Consider the following 19984-nt stretch of genomic DNA (forward strand, 5'->3'; position numbering starts at 1 on the left):
TTCATCAAACGCCCACACTTATCGACTGTTAATTTTTAAAGATCAGAATTCGGTTACTGCTTCATCTGCTGTCGCTTCGAATCGTTTTGTTCGTCAGCAGCAGAGGAAAGAGAGTATGAAGTGTTTTTCGTTTTTCGTCAACCCCTCATTTCGCTTCGTCTCAGATTTCTCTGTCGACCTTGCCACCGTAACCACTTGATTACGTTAACATTTTTCGGTCGGCGCCGAAGCGGACGCGAACTATAGCAAAGCCCTACCCGGTTGCGCAAGTGCTCAGCAATAATATTGTTCTGCAGCGAGAAATCATGGCGACGGCGCCACGCCGCGCAGTTGTTCCGCGTCCTGCAGCGGCGACGCGCCGAACAGGCGGCGGTACTCGCGGCTGAACTGCGATGGACTTTCATACCCCACCTGGAAGGCGACATTGGCGGCCTCGACGCCGCCGCTCATCAAGAGCTTGCGCGCCTCCAACAGCCTTATCTGCTTCTGGTATTGGAGCGGACTCATGATCGTCGCCGCCTTGAAGCGGCGATGAAGAACCGACGGACTCAAGTGCACGGCCTCGGCCAGCTCCGCGATTTTCAAGGGTGCGTCGTAATGCTCGCGGATCCAGCTGATCGCCTTGTTCACGGCAAACTCACGGTGGCTTCCCATCAATCCCTGGGTCAGCGTGGGCCCGCCCGGCCCAGTCACCAGGTGATACATGATTTCCTGCTTGAGCAAACGCGCGAGCACGGGCAGATCCGTCGGCCGGTCGAGGAGCCTCAACAAGCGCTCGAACGCTTCCAGCAAGGCTGCGCCCGCGATCTCGACGCTGACGAGCGGCGGGTCATTCCGCTGGGACGGCATCGGGACCTGCATTTCGAGCAGGAAGGAGGCAAGCTCTTTGGGATCGAGATCGACCCGGATGCCGTAATACGGTTCCGCTTCGCTGGCACGCAAGACCTGGCCAGAGACGGGAATCGTCATGCCCGCCTGCACGTAGCAGCCTGCGCCGTAGCGCAGTACGCGCTCACCGACCAGCATCTGCTTCTCGCCCTGCAGCATCAGGCACATCGACGGTTCCAGCATCCCGCGACCGATCGCCGTCGGTCCCCGGCGCCGGATCAGCCCCAGCCAGGGCAGCGCCGTCGACAGGTCATCGATGTCGTCCGCCCCGGCGAAGCGGCGGATGACCGTCTCCAGCAACTGCCCAAGCAGCGCGCGCTCAGAGCGACTGCTCATAGCCGAGCAGGGTCTTTGGCTCGAGATATTCCTCCAGACCGAAGATGCCGAATTCACGCCCCAGCCCCGACTGCTTGAACCCACCGAACGGCGCCATCGGCTCATCGTACAGGCCATTGATGAAGACCCGGCCCGCCTCGATGCGACGCGCAACACGGTTCGCACGCGCCAAGTCTCCGGAGAACACATAGGCATGCAAGCCATAGATCGTGTCGTTGGCGATCGCGATGGCGTCTTCCTCATCGTCATAGGCAATCACGGACAGCACCGGTCCGAAGATCTCTTCCTTTGCGATGGTCATGTCGTTGCGGACATTACTGAAAACCGTAGGCCGCACGAAATAGCCGCGCTCCAGGCCATCGGGCAAGCCCGTGCCGCCCAACAGCAAGGTGGCGCCCTCCTCGATTCCCTTGCGGATATAAGCTTGCACCCGTTGATACTGGGTGGAACTGACCATCGGTCCGATCCGGGTCGACGGATCGCGCGGATCGCCCACTTTCAACGCCAGGAATGCAGCAACAATGGCCTGCTCGACTTCCGCCAATCGTGCGCGCGGCACCAGTAGGCGCGTGCCCGCCAGGCAGGCCTGGCCGCTGTTCATGGTTGCGGCCGCCGCAATGAAAGGCATCGCCTTGTCGAAGTCGGCATCGTCGAGCAGGATCGTGGGCGACTTGCCGCCCAGTTCCAACGTGACGCGCTTGAGCGTGTCGGCGGAGCCGCGCGCGATCGACTTGCCGACCGCGGTGGAACCGGTGAACGAGATCTTTGCGATACCCGGGTGGCGCACGAAGGCGGCGCCGACGACGTCGCCACGTCCGGTCAGGACGTTGAACAGGCCGGCCGGCACTTCAGCCCGGTGTAGGACGCGGGTCAGCACTTCAGTCTGGCGCGCGCTCAGTTCGCTCGGCTTGATCACGGCCGTACTGCCGGCGGCGATCGCCATCGCGAGTTTGCTGCAGATCATGCCGTAGTTCGCATTCCAGGGCGTGATCAGGCCAACGACACCGAGCGGCTCCATACGCACCCGTGCGCTGGCGACCTGGCGTTCGAACGGGTAATCAGCCAGCAGCGTGCGCGCCTGGTCGAACGAGGCTGCAGCCCGCTTGGAGGTGGCGACGGAGATACCGTGCGGCCCGCCATATTCCTCGATCATCATCGCAATCAATTCCTCTTCGGCGGCGGCCACTACCTCATGCAGGCGGGCGAGCCAGCCCATGCGCTGTTCGCGCGACGACCCAGCAAGCTCGTGATAAGTGGCTGTTGCCGCGGCGATCGCGTTTTCCGCGTCGACCTCATCGGCCAGGGTGACTTGCGCCGCTTCCTGCTCGGTGACAGGGTCAATCAGGGTGAATCGCTCGGTGCCATGCGGGGTGACGAATTGTCCCTTGATATAAATACTGTCGATCGATTTCATGGGTGCTCCATTCAGTACAATGTCACTCATCATAGAAGTCCGGGCGAATCCAGAGGTAGACGGTTCCTCGCATCCTCTTGCCTGATACTGTCATTCAGGCGAGGATCCGACAATGCAACGTATTGCAGAGATGGCGATATGTGTGCGCCCACACATACGGCATCATTGATGCATCGGCACGGCGCCCATTTTTTCAGATAATCGCTTGCAATTATCTAGTGCGCGACCTATATTGGAAGCATGAACCCCAAGATTCCCACCTCCCCTGCGACGCCCATGCTCGACGAGCAACTGTGCTTCGCCCTGTACTCGACCTCACTGGCAATGATGCGGGTCTACCGCGGCTTGCTGCCCAAGCTTGGGCTCACCTACCCGCAATATCTCGTGATGATGGTTTTGTGGGAACAAGATCAGCTGACCGTATCCGACATCGGCGAGCGCCTGTTCCTGGATTCCGCGACCTTGACCCCCTTGCTCAAGCGTATGGAAGCCCAGGGATTGGTACAGCGTAATCGCGCGCGCAGCGACGAACGCCAGGTGATCATCAGCCTGACCGAAGAGGGCAATGCTTTGAGGAAGGAAGCCGCCAGCGTGATGCCGGCGGTATTGTGTGCGACCCAGTGCTCGGTCGACGAAGCGTCGGCCTTGCGCGACCAGTTGGTGGACCTGCGCAAGAGCCTGAACGACAGCGCCGCCTGAGCGGCGCCTGTTGGATCAACAGGTCAGCCCGCGATCCGCAACTGGTTGCCCTCGGTGCCGATGCGGAACACGCGCACGGTGCGCAGCAGTTTCGCGGCCTGCTCCTTGAGCGCCGCGGCGGAGGCGGCGGCCTGTTCGACCAGCGCAGCATTCTGCTGCGTTGCCTCATCCATTTGTCCGACCGCATGGTTCACTTGCTGGATGCCGGCATGCTGGGCTTCGCTTGCGGCAGTGATCTCAGCGATGATGCCGGTGACTTCCTTCACACTGGTCACGATATCGTCCATGGTGGCGCCAGCCTGCTCCACCAGCTTGGAACCCGCATCCACCTTGGCAACGGATTCGCCGATCAGTGCCGAGATCTCCTTGGCAGCAGTGGCCGAACGCTGCGCCAGATTACGTACTTCGCTTGCCACCACGGCAAACCCACGCCCTTGCTCGCCAGCACGCGCCGCTTCGACAGCGGCATTCAATGCCAGGATATTGGTCTGGAAAGCGATTGCGTCGATCACACTGATGATGTCCTTGATCTGGCGTGCCGATGCATTGATATCCTGCATGGTGTTGACCACGGCCGAAACGACGGTCCCTCCCTTGCTCGCGACAACACTGGCCGATGCGGCAAGCGTGTTGGCATGGCGGGCGTAGGCGGTATTCTGTTCGACGACAGCGGTGAGCTCTTTCATCGAATCCGCGGTACGGCCTAGCGAATTTGCCTGCTCTTCAGTTCGCATCGACAGATCGTCGTTGCCGGCGCTGATCTCGCTGGAAGCGGTCGCGATCATGTCCGTACCGCCGCGGACCTGAGCCACAATGTTTTGCAAGCTGGTCTGCATTTCACGGATGGCATGCATGACGCTGGCGTCGTCGTCGGGACGGACGGCGACGTCAACGGTCAGGTCCCCCGAAGCGATAGCCGACGCGATACGGTTGACTTCAATCGGCTCGCCGCCCAGCTGGCGCAACAGATGTGCCGTGATCGCGCTACCGACCAGCACGCTCAGGACGACCGCGGCGAGCGTGACCGCGATGATCGTGGTTTTTGCCGAAGCGATGGATTCCTGCGCCTGGGCCGAACCGTCTGCGACATGTTGCTGCACCGCGGTGATGACCCGATCGATATCGAGTACGTTTTGGCGACGCAGTGGGCTGCATTCGTTGACCAGGAAGGTACCGTACTCGGCCATTTCCCCGGCAGCGCGATAACGCCGCGGGCGGTTCAGCTCTTGCGCCATCTGCCGCAGTCCATCGCGCATCTTCGCAAAGTCGGCATTTCCTACAAACAGTGGTTCCAAGGCGTGTAATTCTTCAAGATACCTGGCTTTATGTTTGTCCAGGAGGTCGAGTTCACGCATAGCGTCAGTGGCGTCCGGGAAGATGTAGGCATTGCGTGCGGCAAGGCCAGTCTGGGCGAGCGATTCGCGCAGCTCGTATAAACGCTCGAGCTGGTTTGTACGCATCGTGTTCTGCGCGGTAAGTTCATTGCCAACATTTCCTAATTCACGCCACGCAAAAATGGCCAGGACAATGATCAAGATCCCAACAAGGCCAAACCCGAGACCGAGCTTGACCCGCGTGCTAAGTGCCGAAAGTGATCGCATAAAATTCTTTTTAAAATGATGAGGCAAAAGAAGCCCCTGCCGGCTTGTCATGCCGACAAGAACAATTAATCAGGTAACAAAGAATTATAGAAAACTATCTGCCGCGCACGATTGATTCCAGACGGAAAGCATAGTTTTTTATGCGCAATGAGCTGTTATGGCAGCGAAATTTGGGGCTTAAACAACGGAGTGTGATTCTTCATCCCAAAAGCAAAAAACCCCACCGAGATCACTCGGTGGGGTTTTTCATATAACTAGCCTGACGATAACCTACTTTCACACTGGTTGCAGCACTATCATCGGCGCAAAGTCGTTTCACGGTCCTGTTCGGGATGGGAAGGGGTGGGACCGACTTGCTATGGTCATCAGGCATGACTTGTACGAGCAGTCGCGACAATTCGCGCCTGCTCTGAATCTGGAAGAAGTATTGTTGGGTTGTAGCTTTGTATCGAGCAGTTGTACTCGACCTTGGACTACCAAGGTTATAGGGACAAGCCGTACGGGCAATTAGTACTGGTTAGCTTAATGCATTACTGCACTTCCACACCCAGCCTATCAACGTCCTGGTCTCGAACGACCCTTCAAGGAGCTCAAGGCTCCGGGAAATCTCATCTCAAGGCAAGTTTCCCGCTTAGATGCTTTCAGCGGTTATCTCTTCCGAACTTAGCTACCCGGCAATGCCACTGGCGTGACAACCGGTACACCAGAGGTTCGTCCACTCCGGTCCTCTCGTACTAGGAGCAGCCCCCTTCAAATTTCCAACGCCCACGGCAGATAGGGACCAAACTGTCTCACGACGTTTTAAACCCAGCTCACGTACCACTTTAAATGGCGAACAGCCATACCCTTGGGACCGGCTACAGCCCCAGGATGTGATGAGCCGACATCGAGGTGCCAAACTCCCCCGTCGATATGAACTCTTGGGAGGAATCAGCCTGTTATCCCCAGAGTACCTTTTATCCGTTGAGCGATGGCCCTTCCATACAGAACCACCGGATCACTATGTCCTACTTTCGTACCTGCTCGACTTGTCGGTCTCGCAGTTAAGCACGCTTATGCCATTGCACTATTAGCACGATGTCCGACCGTACCTAGCGTACCTTCGAACTCCTCCGTTACACTTTAGGAGGAGACCGCCCCAGTCAAACTGCCTACCATGCACTGTCCCCGATCCGGATAACGGACCAAGGTTAGAACCTCAAATGAACCAGGGTGGTATTTCAAGGATGGCTCCACGAGAACTGGCGTCCCCGCTTCAAAGCCTCCCACCTATCCTACACAGATTGATTCAAAGTCCAATGCAAAGCTACAGTAAAGGTTCATGGGGTCTTTCCGTCTAGCCGCGGGTAGATTGCATCATCACAAACATTTCAACTTCGCTGAGTCTCGGGAGGAGACAGTGTGGCCATCGTTACGCCATTCGTGCAGGTCGGAACTTACCCGACAAGGAATTTCGCTACCTTAGGACCGTTATAGTTACGGCCGCCGTTTACTGGGACTTCAATCAAGAGCTTGCACCCCATCATTTAATCTTCCAGCACCGGGCAGGCGTCACACCCTATACGTCCACTTTCGTGTTTGCAGAGTGCTGTGTTTTTATTAAACAGTCGCAGCCACCATTTTATTGCAACCCTTTGGCCCTCATGGAGTAAACCAATCAAGCTACTAGGGCGTACCTTATCCCGAAGTTACGGTACCAATTTGCCGAGTTCCTTCTCCCGAGTTCTCTCAAGCGCCTTAGAATACTCATCTCGCCCACCTGTGTCGGTTTGCGGTACGGTCTCGTATGACTGAAGCTTAGAGGCTTTTCTTGGAACCACTTCCGATTGCTTCGTCGCACATGGCGACTCGTCTCGACCCCTTGAATTACGTGCCCGGATTTGCCTAAGCACCTTCTATGAGTCAAAAACTGACTATTCCAACAGTCAGACAACCTTCCGCGATCCGTCCCCCCATCGCATCATACGACGGTGCAGGAATATTAACCTGCTTCCCATCAGCTACGCATCTCTGCCTCGCCTTAGGGGCCGACTCACCCTGCTCCGATGAACGTTGAACAGGAAACCTTGGGCTTACGGCGTGCGGGCTTTTCACCCGCATTATCGCTACTCATGTCAGCATTCGCACTTCTGATACCTCCAGCATCCTTTACAAGACACCTTCGCAGGCTTACAGAACGCTCTCCTACCATATTGATCTCGATGCAAGCAAAGAGAAAAATATCCGCAGCTTCGGTGACTGGCTTAGCCCCGTTACATCTTCCGCGCAGGACGACTCGATCAGTGAGCTATTACGCTTTCTTTAAATGGTGGCTGCTTCTAAGCCAACATCCTGACTGTTTTAGCCTTCCCACTTCGTTTTCCACTTAGCCAATCTTTGGGACCTTAGCTGGCGGTCTGGGTTGTTTCCCTCTTGACACCGGACGTTAGCACCCGATGTCTGTCTCCCAAGCTCGCACTCATCGGTATTCGGAGTTTGCAATGGTTTGGTAAGTCGCAATGACCCCCTAGCCATAACAGTGCTCTACCCCCGATGGTGATACTTGAGGCACTACCTAAATAGTTTTCGGAGAGAACCAGCTATTTCCAAGTTTGTTTAGCCTTTCACCCCTACCCACAGCTCATCCCCTAATTTTTCAACATTAGTGGGTTCGGACCTCCAGGGCGTGTTACCGCACCTTCATCCTGGCCATGGGTAGATCACTTGGTTTCGGGTCTACACCCAGCGACTGTCGCCCTGTTCGGACTCGATTTCTCTACGGCTCCCCTATTCGGTTAACCTCGCCACTGAATGTAAGTCGCTGACCCATTATACAAAAGGTACGCCGTCACCCCACGAAGAGGCTCCGACTGTTTGTATGCACACGGTTTCAGGATCTATTTCACTCCCCTCCCGGGGTTCTTTTCGCCTTTCCCTCACGGTACTGGTTCACTATCGGTCGATTACGAGTATTTAGCCTTGGAGGATGGTCCCCCCATGTTCAGACAGGATTTCTCGTGTCCCGCCCTACTTGTCGTATGCTTAGTACCACCGATCTGATTTCGTGTACGGGGCTATCACCCACTATGGCGCCGCTTTCCAGAGGCTTCCACTATCAGTCCGACTATCACATACAGGCTCATCCCATTTCGCTCGCCACTACTTTGGGAATCTCGGTTGATTTCTTTTCCTGCAGCTACTTAGATGTTTCAGTTCGCCGCGTTCGCTTTGCATGCCTATGTATTCAGCATGCAATGACCTAAAAGGCCGGGTTTCCCCATTCGGAAATCTGCGGATCAAAGCTCGTTTGCTAGCTCCCCGCAGCTTATCGCAAGCTACTACGTCCTTCATCGCCTGTAATCGCCAAGGCATCCACCATGTGCACTTATTCACTTGTCCCTATAACGTTGGCCTCTGCATGAGTTACAGAGATCGTCATAGATCAAGAGTACAACTATGTTTGCTTGATACAAATTACTACTACCCTAAGTGTGTGCTTTCGCACACGCTTAAAAAAACTTTACTTCTTCCAGATTGTTAAAGAACGAAAAAACAGTGATCTCGAAAAGATCAAACCTAAATCTCATCAGTCATTTACTGACGACTTACGTTTGAACTTTTTTGGTGGAGGATGACGGGATCGAACCGACGACCCCCTGCTTGCAAAGCAGGTGCTCTCCCAGCTGAGCTAATCCCCCATTTGAGGTCATGCTGAAACTTGGTAGGGCTGGTTGGACTCGAACCAACGACCCCCGCGTTATCAACACGGTGCTCTAACCAGCTGAGCTACAGCCCCGATAAAACTGTTCTTTACTTGTTCAACAGTCGATAAGCGTGGACGCTTGATGATGCAGCTTTCGCTGCCGGTGCTACTCTAGAAAGGAGGTGATCCAGCCGCACCTTCCGATACGGCTACCTTGTTACGACTTCACCCCAGTCACGAATCCTACCGTGGTAAGCGCCCTCCTTGCGGTTAAGCTACCTACTTCTGGTAAAACCCGCTCCCATGGTGTGACGGGCGGTGTGTACAAGACCCGGGAACGTATTCACCGCGGCATGCTGATCCGCGATTACTAGCGATTCCAACTTCACGTAGTCGAGTTGCAGACTACGATCCGGACTACGATACACTTTCTGGGATTAGCTCCCCCTCGCGGGTTGGCGGCCCTCTGTATGTACCATTGTATGACGTGTGAAGCCCTACCCATAAGGGCCATGAGGACTTGACGTCATCCCCACCTTCCTCCGGTTTGTCACCGGCAGTCTCATTAGAGTGCTCAACTGAATGTAGCAACTAATGACAAGGGTTGCGCTCGTTGCGGGACTTAACCCAACATCTCACGACACGAGCTGACGACAGCCATGCAGCACCTGTGTTACGGTTCTCTTTCGAGCACTGCCAAATCTCTTCGGCATTCCGTACATGTCAAGGGTAGGTAAGGTTTTTCGCGTTGCATCGAATTAATCCACATCATCCACCGCTTGTGCGGGTCCCCGTCAATTCCTTTGAGTTTTAATCTTGCGACCGTACTCCCCAGGCGGTCTACTTCACGCGTTAGCTGCGTTACCAAGTTAATTAAAACCCGACAACTAGTAGACATCGTTTAGGGCGTGGACTACCAGGGTATCTAATCCTGTTTGCTCCCCACGCTTTCGTGCATGAGCGTCAATCTTGACCCAGGGGGCTGCCTTCGCCATCGGTGTTCCTCCACATCTCTACGCATTTCACTGCTACACGTGGAATTCTACCCCCCTCTGCCAGATTCTAGCCTTGCAGTCTCCAACGCAATTCCCAGGTTGAGCCCGGGGATTTCACGTCAGACTTACAAAACCGCCTGCGCACGCTTTACGCCCAGTAATTCCGATTAACGCTTGCACCCTACGTATTACCGCGGCTGCTGGCACGTAGTTAGCCGGTGCTTATTCTTCAGGTACCGTCATTAGCAAAGGATATTAGCCTCTACCGTTTCTTCCCTGACAAAAGAGCTTTACAACCCGAAGGCCTTCTTCACTCACGCGGCATTGCTGGATCAGGCTTGCGCCCATTGTCCAAAATTCCCCACTGCTGCCTCCCGTAGGAGTCTGGACCGTGTCTCAGTTCCAGTGTGGCTGGTCGTCCTCTCAGACCAGCTACTGATCGTCGCCTTGGTAGGCCTTTACCCTACCAACTAGCTAATCAGATATCGGCCGCTCCAAAAGCATAAGGCCCGAAGGTCCCCTACTTTCATCCGTGGATCGTATGCGGTATTAGCGTAACTTTCGCTACGTTATCCCCCACTTCTGGGTACGTTCCGATATATTACTCACCCGTTCGCCACTCGTCAGCGGAGCAAGCTCCCTGTTACCGTTCGACTTGCATGTGTAAAGCATGCCGCCAGCGTTCAATCTGAGCCAGGATCAAACTCTTCAGTTCAATCTCTGTTTGTTGACTCTTTCGAGTCACTCGCTATTGCTAGCGAGGTCGCTCACTCAAAATACTGACCGTCACTTCATTGCTGAAGCAACGTTAATACTTTTTGTGAACATTTGATAATTTAAGTAATCAGCTGAACAAGTCAGCTGGCACCTTCATCAAACGCCCACACTTATCGACTGTTAATTTTTAAAGATCAGAATTCGGTACTGCCTTGCTGCATTTGCGAATCGTTTTGTTCGTCAGCAGCAGAGGAGAGAGATTATGCTGTATTCCTAAAACCTCGTCAACCCCTTCGTTTCGCTTCGTCGCAGTTTTCACTGTTGACTTCATTTGCGCTAACCGTTTGATTTGGCTTGCGTTTTTCGGTCAGTGCCGAAGCGGAGGCGAACTATAGCAAACCAACTGCCGAGTCCGCAAGAGGGCGCGAATGAAAGTGTGGCGGCTACAACAGCCAGTCGATCGGCAGCCAGGACAATGCCTTTACGGCAGCCCGCTTGAACCAGCCCGTGCCGGGCTCTTTATCGTGCCGGATCACCTGATCGCCACGCCGTTCCAGCCAGATCACCGAACCACGATCATCGAGCTTCACTTCGTAGGCGCGTGTCGGCAGGGCCCGGTCCAGCGTCTCGGTCAGGCGCGTGGCCAGGGCCGGGCTGTCGATCACCATCCCCATTTCGGTATTCAGGTGAATGGAGCGTTGGTCGAAGTTGAACGAGCCGACGAAGACACGATTGCCGTCCACCCCGAAGGTCTTGGCATGCAGACTCGCGTCCGAACTGCCGATCCCGCTGCCGCTGCCGCGTTTTTCGCGCGCAGGCTCGTCGGTCGCTTCCCTGCGCAGTTCATGCAGTGTCACGCCCGACTCCAGCAGCGGCTTGCGCCATTTGGCATAGCCCGCGTGCACCGCCGAGACGTCGGTCGCTTCCAGCGAATTGGTCAATATCCTGGTCCGGACGCCTTTTTGGGCCAGGTCGACGAAAGCGGCGGTTCCCTCCTTGCCGGGAACGAAATACGGCGAAACGAGATCCAGGCTGCGCTGCGGCTCTCCCAGGATATCCCTCAGTTTGAAAGCGATGTTCGCTTCCGGCGCCGCCGTCCCCATGACCTTGGCCGGATCGTCGCTGACGAACCTGGTGCGCGCCCACTCCAGCGGCAGGCGCCCCTCCACCAATTGCTCGAGGAAGGCGGAACGCTTGACCGCTTCTATATAGGCTTGCGCCTCGGCACCGGGTTTCACGGCCGGCGCCGCGACGGCGTTCGGGACCAGCAGGGCTAGCGGGTAGGCCGACGGGCTGTTCCAGTACAAGTCGAAATCGTCCGACACGGCGCGCACGACCGGACCTGCGGCAATGACGTCGAGATCGGCAAACAAGATTTCGCCCTCCGCGCCGAAATACTCGTCGCCCACATTGCGCCCACCAATGATCGTGACCTGGTTATCCGCGGTGAACGATTTATTGTGCATGCGCCGGTTCAGGCGCATGAAATCGGCAACCATGCCGGCCATCCGCATCGACCGAATGCCGTTCGGATTGAACAGACGCACCTCGATCATCGGATGCGCGTCGAGCGCAGCCAGCGCACCGTCGAGTCCAGCAGTGTTGTTGTCGTCGAGCAGAAGCCGGACACGTACCCCGCGCCCGGCCGCGCTCTTGAGCGCGTCGAACATCAACCGGCCGGTGGTGTCGTCGCGCCAGATATAGTACTGGACGTCCAGGCTGCGGTCGGCAGCCTGCGCCAGCACGGCGCGCGCGATAAAGGCGTCGCGCCCGTCCGCGAGGGCGTGGATGCCGGCCAGGCCGGGGTGGGCCATCGTCAGGGGCATGAGCGCCCTGCCAAGCCGGGTATCGTCGGTCTGGGCGAACGCCTTGCTCGCCACTCTGCCCTCCAGCGGCGGCAGCGCCGAGCAACTCGTCAGCGCCAGGGACAGCGCCAGCAGCGCCCCCGGCAATGCCAGCCACACCCTGCGCGCGCGCATCGACTACAGCCCTTCGAAGTCCGGCTTGCGCTTTTCAAGGAAGGCCGACATGCCTTCTTTCTGGGCAGGCGTGCCGAAACCGGCGTGGAAATAACGGCGCTCATAGGCCACGCCCTGGCTCAGGGTCGTCTCGTAGGCCTGGTTGACGCAATCCTTGATCTGCATCGCCACCGACACCGGCATCTCGGCAATGCCCTGGGCGATCTTGATCGCCTCTTCCATCACCTCGGCCGCCGGATACACGCGCGACACCAGACCGGTGCGCTCGGCTTCAAGCGCGTCGATCATGCGCGTGGTGAGCAGCATGTCCATCGCCTTCGACTTGGAAATCGCGCGCGGCAGACGCTGGGTGCCGCCGGCGCCCGGGGTGACGCCGACCTTGATCTCTGGCTGGCCGAATTTGGCGCTGTCGGCGGCGATCAGGAAATCGCACATCATCGCCAGTTCGCAGCCGCCACCCAGGCAATAGCCCGACACCACGCCGATAACCGGCTTGCGAATGTCGAGGATGTGCTCCCAGTTACGGCCGATATAGTTATTGCCGTAGGTTTCCTGGTAATCGTAATTGGCCATGGCGGCGATGTCGGCGCCCGCCGCGAAGGCCTTCTCGCTGCCCGTCAGCACGATCACATTGATCGCCGGATCCTTGTCGAACTTGCGCAAGGCCTCGCCCAGCTCGTTCATCATATTGTCGTTCAGCGCATTCATCGCCTTCGGACGGTTCAGGCGGACCACGGCGACCTTGCCGTGGTTCTCGATCAACAGGTCAGCATATTCCATTTCACACCCTTATTTGGTTAATCACGACTCCACGATTCTAGCGCTTTACGCGCACGTCAAGTCGAGCGGGTTGTCGAGTCAGGGTAGATACGCTGCAGATGATCCGCCGGACGCACGTCTAGCGGGCCGTGTCCGGCGCCGCGGTCCTGGGCAGCAGCACCCACAATGAGCCCTGCTGCTTCATCAGCCCTGCATTCTCGGTTGCCTCGGGCCCGAAGCCGAAGAAGAAATCGGCCCGCACCGCGCCGCGGATGGCGCCGCCGACATCCTGCCCCATCACCAGGCGCTGCAGCGGCGCGCCATCCCTGGGCATGGTGGTCGACAGCCAGACCGGTGCGCCCAGCGGCAGGATGCTGCGGTCGATCGCGATCGAGCGGCCCGGCGTGAGCGGCACGTTCAGCGCGCCGCGCGGGCCGGCGTTCGGATCCGTCACCTTCTGCTCGGTGAAGAAGATATAACTGGCGTTTACGTTCAGCACTTCCTGGCGGCGCGCCGGATTGGCCGCCAGCCAGGCGCGGATCGACTGGGCCGACACCTGGTCGGGGCTCAATATGCCCTGCTCCACGAACCAGCGCCCGATCGCCTTGTATGGATGGCCATTCTGGTCGGCATAGCCGACGCGCACCGTTTCGCCGCCATCGAGCTGCACGCGGCCCGAGCCCTGCACCTCGAGGAAGAAGGCCTCCACCGGATCGTTCACCCACAGCAGTTCCCTGCCCTTCAGTGGCGCGCGGTCGATCTCGGCGCGGCTGTAATAAGGCACCAGCGTCTTGCCGGACAGCCGCCCGCGCAGTCGCCGGTTCTGCAAATCGGGGTAAATGCCGCCGAGGTCGACCGTGATCAGGTCGTCCGGCACCCGGTACAGCGGGGTCTGGTAAGCGCCACCGCGCTTGCGCGAGCCGTACAGCATCGCTTCGTAGTAGCCGGTGATCATGCCGGTGTCGGTGCCGTCGGCATTGCGCACCTGGTTGGGCACGAAATACGTCTCGAAGAAGCGGCGCACCGCCGCCGCATCGGCGGCGTCGACCGAGCGCGCCGCCGCGCATGGCGTCTTCCATTCGGCCGCGCGCGTGGCAAGCACGCTGCACGACTGCTGGAAAGCCGGCCATGCCTGGCGCACGTCGTCCTGCTGCCAGCCAGGCAGCGCCGCGAAACCCACCGGCGTCAGGGGCGGCGTCGGTGGAGGCGGCTCGGGCGCCGGCGCCGGCTGTTCGGCAGGCGGCGTCGGCGGCACTACTACCGGCCCCACCGGCGGCGGCATCGTGACGGGCGGCTGCTCCGGCTGCGGCGTGGTCGAGCAGGCGCTCAGCAGGCAGACGAGGGCGATCAGGGCAGGTACACTGCGGCGTGTCGTATACATAAAAGGCATGGAGACGAAAATGTGGATCCTGATGGTGGAAGCCGGCGTGGCGCTGTTCCTGCTCGTATTTATCGTCTGGTGGACCATGTTCGCCGGCCGCAAGGACGTCGACCGCAAGGACGTCGACCGCAAGGACGTCGACCGCAGGGTCGACGAACGCGACGACACCCGACCCTGATCAGTGCAGCGAACGCGGTGGCGACAGCACGAATTCGGGGATCGGGGTCTCGAAGCGGTGGCCATCCTCGGCCACGCAGAAGTATTCGCCGCGCATCGAGCCCTGGGCGGTGCCGAGCTGGGTGCCGCTGGTGTACTCGAACTGTTCGCCCGGCTGCAGCAGCGGCTGGTGGCCGACCACGCCCAGCCCGCGAACTTCCTGCATCTGGTTGTTGGCATCAAGGATCACCCAATGGCGTGAGATGAGCTGGGCCGCAATGCTGCCGGTGTTCTTGATCGTGATGGCGTAGCTGAACACGAACTGGCTCCGGTCAGGGTCGGACTGCTCCGGCAGGTATTGCGTTCTGACGGTGACAGTGAAATCGTAGGCGGGCATCGGGTTTCCTTGGATGATCATTAACAAGGCCGCTGCGCGTCGAGCGGCGGCCGGCGCGCCGTGTGGCGCAAACAACAACAATGATACCGCCTGCGGCCCGATCCCGGCGCTGCAAGCGGGAAGAACGGGCCGCAAGACGCCAACCCGGCGCTTGACCGGCGTAGAATAGCGGCTTCTTGTTCAAACCCGCCCCATCGTCCCATGACCACCTACCGCATCGCTCCCAGCATCCTGTCCGCCGATTTCGCCCGCCTGGGCGAAGAAGTGCGCAACGTCGTCGCCGCCGGCGCCGACATCATCCACTTCGACGTGATGGACAACCACTACGTCCCGAACCTGACCATCGGCCCGCTGGTGTGCCAGGCGATCCGCCCCACGTGGACGTGCCGATCGACGTGCACCTGATGGTCAAGCCGGTGGACCGCATCATCCCCGATTTCGCCAAGGCCGGCGCCAACATCATCACCTTCCACCCCGAGGCGTCGGAACACATCGACCGCACCCTGCAACTGATCCGCGACCATGGCTGCAAGGCCGGCCTGGTGTTCAACCCGGCCACGCCGATGCACTACCTGGAACACGTGATGGACAAGATCGACATGATCCTGATCATGTCGGTCAACCCGGGCTTCGGCGGCCAGTCCTTCATCCCTGAAGCGCTCAAGAAGATCGCCATCGCGCGCCGCATGATCGACGAGTCGGGCCGCGACATCATGCTGGAGGTCGATGGCGGCATCAAGGCCGAGAACATCGCCGCCGCCGCTGCCGCCGGCGCCGACACCTTCGTCGCCGGCTCCGCCATCTTCGGCAAGCCGGACTACAAGGCCGTGATCGACGCCATGCGCGCTGAGTTGACAACCGTGTCGACGGTGGGCAAGTAATGCGGCCCGGCGCAGCAGCCATCCGGGCCGCCATCGTCGACCTCGATGGCACCATGCTCGACACGGTGCCCGATTTCGAGGCGGCCCTGAACGGCATGCGCCAAGAGCTGGGCCTGGGCCCCATCACCCAGGCCACCATCAAGCCGCTGGTCGGCAAGGGTTCCGAGAAGCTGGTGCGCGATGCGCTCCTGCTCGACTGGGATGCGGCGCGCGTGGAAGCCGCGTATGAAGAAGCGATCGCCGGCTACCAGCGTCATTACCTCGCCATCAACGGCGAGCGCAGCACGCTGTTCGACGGTGTGCTCGAGGGCCTGCAGGCCATGCGCGACCTCGGCCTGCGCCTGGTATGCGTGACCAACAAGCCTGTTGCCTTCACCCTGCCCCTGCTCGAGCAGAAAGGCCTGGCGCCCTACTTCGAGCGGGTGTTCGGCGGCGACTCGTTCGCGAAGAAGAAACCCGACGCCATGCCGATGCTTGGCGCCTGCGCCGCGCTCGACCTGCCGCCGAGCCAGGTCGTGGCGATCGGCGACTCGTCCAACGATGCCGAAAGCGCCCGTGGCGCGGGCTGCTTCGTGTTGACCGTCCCCTATGGTTATAACCACGGACGCCCTGTACAAGAAATTCAATCCGATGGTATAGTTGATTCGCTACTGGATGCGGCGCGCCTCATCGGCGCCCATAATTCGGCGGCTCTCTAATCAGACACCTACTTATCTATACATGTTTTTCACCAAAAAACACACCGTCAACCAAACCGGCGCCCTTGAGGCCTGGCTTTGGCGACGCTGGCAATCCTGGGCTGACTAAGCCGTACCGATTGCTGCCGGCGCTTGTATCCGCGATAGTGTCCACGATACCAACCCGGCAGGTTTTTTGAAGCACACCACCGCCCTCCTTCCACACGGCGGCACGGAGAAAACATGACCGAACTCGAATTCAAGTCGCTGGCCAACCAGGGCTACAACCGCATCCCGTTGATCGCGGAAGCTTTCGCCGACCTCGAAACCCCGCTCACGCTCTACCTCAAGCTGGCCCAGTCCCAGCACACCGGCAAGAACACCTTCCTGCTGGAGTCGGTGGTGGGCGGCGAGCGCTTCGGCCGCTATTCCTTCATCGGCCTGCCGGCCCACACGCTGCTGCGCACCACCGGCAATCTCACCGAGATCGTCAAGAACGGCGAAGTGATCGAGACGCACGAGGGCAACCCGCTCGACTTCATCGAGCAATTCCAGGCGCGCTTCAAGGTGGCCCTGCGTCCCGGCCTGCCGCGCTTCTGCGGCGGCCTGGCCGGCTACTTCGGCTACGACACCGTGCGCCACATCGAGCGCAAGCTGCTCGATACCTGCCCACGCGACGAACTCGGCCTGCCGGACATCCAGCTGATGGTGACCGAAGAACTGGCCGTGATCGACAACCTGTCGGGCAAGCTGTACCTGATCGTGTACGCCGACCCGGGCCAGCCAGAAAGTTATTCGCGCGGCCGCCAGCGCCTGAAAGACTTGCGCATGATGCTGCGCCGGAGCGTCGACGCGCCGGTCACCTCGAGCTCGGTGCGGACCACCGAAGTGCGCGACTTCGGCAAGGAAGACTACCTGAAGGCCGTCGCGAAAGCCCACGAATACGTGATGGCCGGCGACCTGATGCAGGTGCAGATCGGCCAGCGCATCCGCAAGCCCTACGTCGATTCGCCGCTGTCGCTGTACCGCTCGCTGCGCTCGCTGAACCCGTCGCCGTATATGTACTACTACAACTTCGGCGACATGCAGATCGTCGGCGCCTCGCCCGAGATCCTGGTGCGCAACGAGCTCTCGCCGGAAGGCGGCCGCAAGGTCACGCTGCGTCCGATCGCCGGCACGCGCGGCCGCGGCGCGACGCCCGAGCAGGATGCGGCGCTGGCCGAAGAGCTGCTGAACGATCCGAAGGAAGTCGCCGAGCACGTGATGCTGATCGACCTGGCGCGCAACGACATCGGGCGCATCGCCGACACCGGCTCGGTAAAAGTCACCGACCGCATGGTCATCGAAAAATACTCGCACGTGCAGCACATCGTTTCCAACGTCGAGGGCAAGCTGAAAGACGGCATGTCGAACCTCGACGTGCTGCGCGCGACCTTCCCGGCCGGCACGCTCACGGGCGCGCCGAAGGTGCGGGCGATGGAAGTCATCGACGAACTCGAGCCCGTGAAGCGCGGCATCTACGGCGGCGCCTGCGGCTACCTGAGCTTCGGCGGCGAGATGGACGTCGCCATCGCGATCCGCACCGGCGTGATCAAGGATGGCAACCTGTATGTGCAGGCCGCGGCCGGCATCGTGGCCGATTCGATCCCCGAGATGGAATGGCAAGAGACTGAAAAGAAAGCGCGCGCCGTGCTGCGCGCGGCCGAGCAAGTGCAAGATGGCCTGGATGGGGAGTTCTGACATGCTGCTAATGATCGACAACTACGACTCGTTCACCTACAACATCGTGCAGTACTTCGGCGAACTGGGCGAAGACGTGCGCACCGTGCGCAACGACGAGATCACCATCGAACAGATCGCCGCATTGAGGCCCGACCGCATCTGCATCTCGCCGGGCCCGAAGGCGCCGAAGGATGCCGGCATCTCGCTCGACATCCTGCGCGAATTCAAGGGCAAGCTGCCGATCCTGGGCGTGTGCCTGGGCCACCAGGCGATCGGCGAAGCGTTTGGCGGCAAGGTGATCCGCGCCAAGCAGGTCATGCACGGCAAGACCTCGAGCATCGCCCACATTGGCGAAGGCGTGTTCACCGACCTGCCCAGCCCTTTCACTGTCATCCGCTACCACTCACTCGCCATCGAACGCTCCTCGCTGCCGTCCTGCCTCGAAGTGACGGCATGGACCGACGACGGCGAGATCATGGGCGTGCGCCACAAGGACTACGACATCGAAGGCGTGCAGTTCCACCCCGAATCGATCCTGTCCGAGCACGGCCACGCCCTGTTCAAGAACTTCCTGACGCGCTGATGCGTCCATGCGTGAGCGCCACTTTCGCGGCGCCGTGCCCTTATTACGCCTAAACGACTGGAACCATCATGCCGATCACCCCACAAGAAGCGCTGTTGCGCTGCATCGAACACCGCGAGATCTTCCACGACGAGATGCTGCATCTGTTCCGCCAGATCATGGCGTGCGAGATGTCGCCGACCATGGTCGCGGCCCTGACCATGGGCCTGCGCGTCAAGAAGGAAACCATCGGCGAGATCACCGCCGCCGCCCAGGTGATGCGCGAGTTCTCGACCAAGGTGCCGATGGCCGACACCACCCACCTGCTCGACATCGTCGGCACCGGCGGCGACGGCGCCAACACTTTCAATATCTCGAGCGCCTCGATGTTCGTGGCCGCCGCCGCCGGCGCGCGCGTGGCCAAGCATGGCGGGCGCAGCGTCTCGTCCTCGTCCGGCAGCGCCGACGTGATCGAAGCCTTCGGCGCCCACATCGACCTGAAGCCCGAGCAGATCGCCCAGTCGATCGCCCAGACCGGCATCGGCTTCATGTTCGCGCCCAATCACCACGCGGCGATGAAGCACGTGGCGCCGGTGCGGCGCGAGCTGGGCGTGCGCAGCATCTTCAACATCCTCGGGCCGCTGACCAATCCGGCCGGCGCGCCCAACATCCTGATGGGCGTGTTCCACCCCGACCTGGTCGGCATCCAGGTGCGCGTGCTGCAGCGCCTCGGCGCCGAGCATGCGGTGGTGGTGTGGGGCCGCGACAATATGGACGAAGTCTCGCTCGGTGCCGGCACCCTGGTCGGTGAGCTGGTAAACGGCGAGATCCGCGAGTACGAGATCCATCCGGAAGACTTCGGCCTGTCGATGATCTCGAGCCGCAACCTCAAGGTGAGCAATGCCGACGAGTCGAAGGCGCGCGTGCTGGAAGCGTTGCGCGGCGAGCCGGGTCCGGCGCACGACATCGTGGCCCTGAATGCCGGCACCGCGCTGTACGCGGCCGGCGTGACCGATTCGATCGAAGCCGGCCTGCGGAAGGCGCGCGAAGCGATCGCCTCCGGCGCCGCCATCGCCAAGCTGGAGCAGTTCGTCCAGGTCACGCGCCAGCTCGGCGCCGTCAATTAAACGTATTGCGA

Annotated in this window: 13 protein-coding genes, 2 tRNA genes, 3 rRNA genes and 1 pseudogene; 7 read left to right on the plus strand and 12 right to left on the minus strand. The window is 59.6% G+C overall.

Annotated elements, in window-relative coordinates:
* Window positions 1-303 precede the first annotated feature (303 nt).
* A complete protein-coding gene (locus DIR46_RS10385; RefSeq protein ID WP_109345164.1) occupies window positions 304-1224 on the minus strand; it encodes an AraC family transcriptional regulator in 921 nt (306 codons plus the stop codon).
* The gene (locus DIR46_RS10390) at window positions 1208-2638 is read right to left on the minus strand and encodes an aldehyde dehydrogenase family protein (protein WP_109345165.1); all 1431 of its coding nucleotides are present in this window, start codon (window positions 2636-2638) and stop codon (window positions 1208-1210) included. The genes DIR46_RS10385 and DIR46_RS10390 overlap by 17 nt, the downstream gene beginning before the upstream one ends.
* A gap of 240 nt (window positions 2639-2878) precedes the next feature.
* On the opposite strand from DIR46_RS10390, the gene DIR46_RS10395 reads away from it, so the two are divergent.
* Window positions 2879-3337, plus strand: coding sequence for a MarR family winged helix-turn-helix transcriptional regulator (locus DIR46_RS10395; protein ID WP_109345166.1), 459 nt, complete (start codon window positions 2879-2881; stop codon window positions 3335-3337).
* Window positions 3338-3360: 23 nt separating this feature from the next.
* On the opposite strand, the gene DIR46_RS10400 is transcribed toward DIR46_RS10395, so the two are convergent.
* The 9 genes from DIR46_RS10400 to mltA all read right to left on the minus strand — a co-directional run bounded on the left by DIR46_RS10400 (window position 3361) and on the right by mltA (window position 14451).
* On the minus strand, window positions 3361-4938 hold the full coding sequence (locus DIR46_RS10400) for a methyl-accepting chemotaxis protein (RefSeq protein ID WP_109345167.1): 1578 nt from the start codon (window positions 4936-4938) through the stop codon (window positions 3361-3363).
* Between the two features lie 257 nt (window positions 4939-5195).
* Window positions 5196-5308 (minus strand): 5S ribosomal RNA (gene rrf / locus DIR46_RS10405).
* A gap of 116 nt (window positions 5309-5424) precedes the next feature.
* A 23S ribosomal RNA gene (locus DIR46_RS10410) occupies window positions 5425-8316 on the minus strand.
* Window positions 8317-8539: 223 nt separating this feature from the next.
* Window positions 8540-8615: transfer RNA gene (locus DIR46_RS10415), tRNA-Ala, on the minus strand.
* Between the two features lie 21 nt (window positions 8616-8636).
* Window positions 8637-8713 (minus strand) — tRNA-Ile (locus tag DIR46_RS10420).
* A gap of 82 nt (window positions 8714-8795) precedes the next feature.
* Window positions 8796-10330, minus strand: a 16S ribosomal RNA gene (locus DIR46_RS10425).
* The 16S, 23S and 5S rRNA genes sit together here with 2 tRNA genes alongside, the layout of an rRNA operon.
* Before the next feature lie 445 nt (window positions 10331-10775).
* Entirely contained in the window at window positions 10776-12311 is a 1536-nt protein-coding gene (locus DIR46_RS10430; RefSeq protein WP_109345168.1) for a phospholipase D family protein, read from the minus strand.
* 3 nt (window positions 12312-12314) lie between these two features.
* Window positions 12315-13091: an enoyl-CoA hydratase gene (locus DIR46_RS10435; protein WP_109345169.1), complete on the minus strand. Its 777-nt coding sequence runs from the start codon at window positions 13089-13091 to the stop codon at window positions 12315-12317.
* Window positions 13092-13209: 118 nt separating this feature from the next.
* The gene (mltA, locus tag DIR46_RS10440) at window positions 13210-14451 is read right to left on the minus strand and encodes a murein transglycosylase A (RefSeq protein ID WP_109345170.1); all 1242 of its coding nucleotides are present in this window, start codon (window positions 14449-14451) and stop codon (window positions 13210-13212) included.
* Between the two features lie 19 nt (window positions 14452-14470).
* Between mltA and DIR46_RS26935 the strand changes: the two genes are divergently transcribed.
* Window positions 14471-14629: a hypothetical protein gene (locus DIR46_RS26935; protein ID WP_205289107.1), complete on the plus strand. Its 159-nt coding sequence runs from the start codon at window positions 14471-14473 to the stop codon at window positions 14627-14629.
* On the opposite strand, the gene apaG is transcribed toward DIR46_RS26935, so the two are convergent.
* Window positions 14630-15004, minus strand: a complete 375-nt coding sequence (gene apaG, locus DIR46_RS10445; RefSeq protein WP_109345171.1) for a Co2+/Mg2+ efflux facilitator ApaG/CorD — start codon at window positions 15002-15004, stop codon at window positions 14630-14632.
* Between the two features lie 201 nt (window positions 15005-15205).
* On the opposite strand from apaG, the pseudogene rpe reads away from it, so the two are divergent.
* From rpe to trpD, 5 genes and pseudogenes are all read left to right on the plus strand, one after another.
* A pseudogene (rpe, locus tag DIR46_RS10450) lies at window positions 15206-15885 on the plus strand (ribulose-phosphate 3-epimerase).
* On the plus strand, window positions 15885-16583 hold the full coding sequence (gene gph, locus DIR46_RS10455) for a phosphoglycolate phosphatase (protein ID WP_109345172.1): 699 nt from the start codon (window positions 15885-15887) through the stop codon (window positions 16581-16583). The pseudogene rpe and the gene gph overlap by 1 nt, the downstream one beginning before the upstream one ends.
* Before the next feature lie 222 nt (window positions 16584-16805).
* On the plus strand, window positions 16806-18302 hold the full coding sequence (gene trpE / locus DIR46_RS10460) for an anthranilate synthase component I (RefSeq protein ID WP_109345173.1): 1497 nt from the start codon (window positions 16806-16808) through the stop codon (window positions 18300-18302).
* A gap of 1 nt (window position 18303) precedes the next feature.
* Window positions 18304-18867 carry an anthranilate synthase component II gene (locus DIR46_RS10465; RefSeq protein ID WP_109345174.1) on the plus strand — a complete coding sequence of 188 codons (564 nt, stop codon included), beginning with the start codon at window positions 18304-18306 and terminating at the stop codon, window positions 18865-18867.
* Between the two features lie 68 nt (window positions 18868-18935).
* Window positions 18936-19973 (plus strand): anthranilate phosphoribosyltransferase, encoded by a 1038-nt coding sequence (gene trpD / locus DIR46_RS10470; RefSeq protein WP_109345175.1) that lies wholly within the window; start codon window positions 18936-18938, stop codon window positions 19971-19973.
* Window positions 19974-19984: the final 11 nt, after the last annotated feature.

The sequence above is a fragment of the Massilia oculi genome (genome assembly GCF_003143515.1).
GTDB classification, from domain to species: domain Bacteria; phylum Pseudomonadota; class Gammaproteobacteria; order Burkholderiales; family Burkholderiaceae_D; genus Telluria; species Telluria oculi.

What these genes read in the sequence shown, in the direction of transcription:
- DIR46_RS10385 (WP_109345164.1), bottom strand. Translation starts at nt 1,224, where the DNA reads ATGAGCAGTCGCTCTGAGCGCGCGCTGCTTGGGCAGTTGCTGGAGACG.
- DIR46_RS10390 (WP_109345165.1), bottom strand. Translation starts at nt 2,638, where the DNA reads ATGAAATCGATCGACAGTATTTATATCAAGGGACAATTCGTCACCCCG.
- DIR46_RS10395 (WP_109345166.1), top strand. Translation starts at nt 2,879, where the DNA reads ATGAACCCCAAGATTCCCACCTCCCCTGCGACGCCCATGCTCGACGAG.
- DIR46_RS10400 (WP_109345167.1), bottom strand. Translation starts at nt 4,938, where the DNA reads ATGCGATCACTTTCGGCACTTAGCACGCGGGTCAAGCTCGGTCTCGGG.
- DIR46_RS10430 (WP_109345168.1), bottom strand. Translation starts at nt 12,311, where the DNA reads ATGCGCGCGCGCAGGGTGTGGCTGGCATTGCCGGGGGCGCTGCTGGCG.
- DIR46_RS10435 (WP_109345169.1), bottom strand. Translation starts at nt 13,091, where the DNA reads ATGGAATATGCTGACCTGTTGATCGAGAACCACGGCAAGGTCGCCGTG.
- mltA (WP_109345170.1), bottom strand. Translation starts at nt 14,451, where the DNA reads ATGTATACGACACGCCGCAGTGTACCTGCCCTGATCGCCCTCGTCTGC.
- DIR46_RS26935 (WP_205289107.1), top strand. Translation starts at nt 14,471, where the DNA reads ATGTGGATCCTGATGGTGGAAGCCGGCGTGGCGCTGTTCCTGCTCGTA.
- apaG (WP_109345171.1), bottom strand. Translation starts at nt 15,004, where the DNA reads ATGCCCGCCTACGATTTCACTGTCACCGTCAGAACGCAATACCTGCCG.
- gph (WP_109345172.1), top strand. Translation starts at nt 15,885, where the DNA reads ATGCGGCCCGGCGCAGCAGCCATCCGGGCCGCCATCGTCGACCTCGAT.
- trpE (WP_109345173.1), top strand. Translation starts at nt 16,806, where the DNA reads ATGACCGAACTCGAATTCAAGTCGCTGGCCAACCAGGGCTACAACCGC.
- DIR46_RS10465 (WP_109345174.1), top strand. Translation starts at nt 18,304, where the DNA reads ATGCTGCTAATGATCGACAACTACGACTCGTTCACCTACAACATCGTG.
- trpD (WP_109345175.1), top strand. Translation starts at nt 18,936, where the DNA reads ATGCCGATCACCCCACAAGAAGCGCTGTTGCGCTGCATCGAACACCGC.